The organism is Methanospirillum sp. (assembly GCF_035406105.1).
Taxonomy (GTDB): domain Archaea; phylum Halobacteriota; class Methanomicrobia; order Methanomicrobiales; family Methanospirillaceae; genus Methanospirillum.
The window spans coordinates 1-1455 of sequence record NZ_DAONKG010000355.1; the positions used below are offsets into that span (position 1 = coordinate 1).

The 1455-nt window shown below is 50.7% G+C and carries 1 protein-coding gene and 1 pseudogene; both read right to left on the reverse strand.

Annotation, left to right across the window (positions count from 1 at the left end):
* A pseudogene (locus PLA23_RS13420) lies at positions 1-671 on the reverse strand (thiamine pyrophosphate-dependent enzyme); the annotation flags it as partial.
* The coding region (locus tag PLA23_RS13425) for a radical SAM protein (protein ID WP_324475540.1) at positions 668-1455 on the reverse strand (788 nt) is incomplete at its 5' end. The gene PLA23_RS13425 and the pseudogene PLA23_RS13420, both read right to left, overlap by 4 nt.

The following is a 1455-nucleotide window of genomic DNA, read 5'->3' on the forward strand; positions in this document are numbered from 1 at the left end:
CTAAACGGGCAGCCGGGACAGAACATTCGTGATGAGCCCCGTTCACGGCGGGATACCGGACTCTGATCATAAAAGAGGGGTGCGACCGGAACGGAAAGATACCCGGCATCTCTCATCTCCGCTTCTGCTGCATAAGCACGGACTGCCCGGCCATACATGGTCAGATCCGGGTCGGCAAGGGTACCAGACATGGTATGATGAAAGGATGCCGAATATCCGTCCCACGCTCGTTTCAGGTCATCAGGAACAAACCGGAGAAGTGAAACCCGTGAAAATTTTTCTGATGCAAAAAAAGCCTGTCCGACCGGATCCGAATTAGAGATATCAATGACCGGACACAGGGCAATAGGGCCATAAAGCCGGGAATCCTGCACCGTCTGAGTCCCGGATGCAATCGGATCATCACCAGCAACGATGACAACGCCGGCCTTCAGACCCTGGAATGTTGCATGGACAAGGGGATCGGCAAGGACATTCATCCCCACATGTTTGACGATCACACAGGATCGTCTGTTGGAAAGTGAATCTCCGAGTGCATATTCCAGGGCAACCTTCTCATTAATGACCAATTCTGCACCAGTCTCTTCGATGAGGGATGTAACCGGAAAGCCAGGGACTGCATAGATAGTGTCGGCGTACGAGAGAATTGCCTTGCCAAGACCTGAACTCATAGATCCCTCCCGAAAATCAGATCACACCCGGTACATGCCGGGCACATCGTCAGAGCCTGTGAGGGATCTAATCCATATTTTTGAAGAATGCTCCTCTGTATCCGGGCTATGGCAAGGATTCGGGATGGCTGCGGGGGTTGAAAATCATGCAGATCGCCCCCTGGTGTCAGTGGTCGTATGACCGGTATGATCCCATCCTGACAGAGCTGTTCAATACAGGCTGTCATCTCTTCATCAGTCTCACCAAGCCCGAGGATGATGTTAGAAAAGACATGATTTCTGCCAAAGAGTGGAACTGCGGCACGGAGGGCGACAAGAGCATCTTCCCTGCACAGGCCAGGACACATAACTGAAAAAAGCTCATCTGTTGCTGTCTCAAGGTTAAATTTCACCTCCGATACTCTAGCATCCTTAAGCCTGAAGGGTGTATGCGGGTCAGGATAGATCGAGACTCCGATTGGCAGATGGTACTTCAAAAGCCTTCTGACAACCTCAATTGTGTACGTCTCTTCTTCATGAATATCAGTCATGATGCCGGATGTCAGAGATATTGCGTCGATGTCAGGATACACTGATGCCACCATAGCATCTATCTCTTCGATGCTCCGCCGCGGTCCAGGATTTTTCCATACCGTACAGTACCGGCACTGGAAGATACATGACCCGGTTATGGTCAGGTATGCCTGTCGTGGACAATGAAGACCTGGTTTTTCAAGCACCCCGCAGTATTCTTCTCCTTCAAACCGAAGTACTACCTTTCCATCCCCAAAATGGCATAATTCAA